At 76.5% G+C, this 618-nt stretch carries 1 pseudogene; it reads left to right on the top strand.

Annotation, left to right across the window (positions count from 1 at the left end):
* Positions 1-618: pseudogene (locus tag AC1DY2_RS20435) on the top strand (chromosome segregation protein SMC); the annotation flags it as partial.

Below are 618 nucleotides of genomic sequence, written 5' to 3'. Positions count from 1 at the left end.
CGCCGACGCCGTGCTCGTCGACGACCGGGCGGCCGCCTTCCGGGCCCTGAAGCACGCCGAGCGCGGCGAGCTCGGACGCGTCGCCCTCGCCATGGCCGATCCCGGCGTGGCGGCCCGCGGCAGTCACGCGGTCGACGGCCTGACCGCGGCATCCGACGTCGTGACCGCCCCTGCCGGCGTGGTGGCCCTGCTCGCCGAGGTGCTCATCGCCGACGACCTCGCCGCGGCCCGCGCCGCCGAGCCGGCGCTCGCCCGGCTCGACGGACCGGTGACGGTCATCACGAAGGACGGCACGGTCGTCGGGCGCTACGTGATCCGCGGCGGTACCGGACGCGAGCAGAGCCGCATCGAGCTCATCGCCGAACGCGACCGCGCGGGGGCCCGGCTCGAGGAGGTGCGGGCCGAGCTCGAGCGCTCCCGGTTCGAGCTCACCGAGCAGCGCGGCATCCTCGAGCAGTCGAAGGACCAGTCCAAGCGCGCCCTCGCCGCGCTCCGCGAGTTCGACGCGCAGCTGGCGCAGCGCACCGAGCGGCTGAACCGCGCACGCGTGCAGGCGGAGGCCGTCGAAGCCGAGACCGCCCGCCTCGAGCAGGCCGCGGCGAACGCGCAGGAGCGGGT

The sequence above is a fragment of the Agromyces sp. P1_H4 genome (assembly GCF_056405255.1).
The sequence above is the reverse complement of the archived record's forward strand: the minus strand, read 5'-3'. Positions and strand labels throughout refer to the sequence as shown.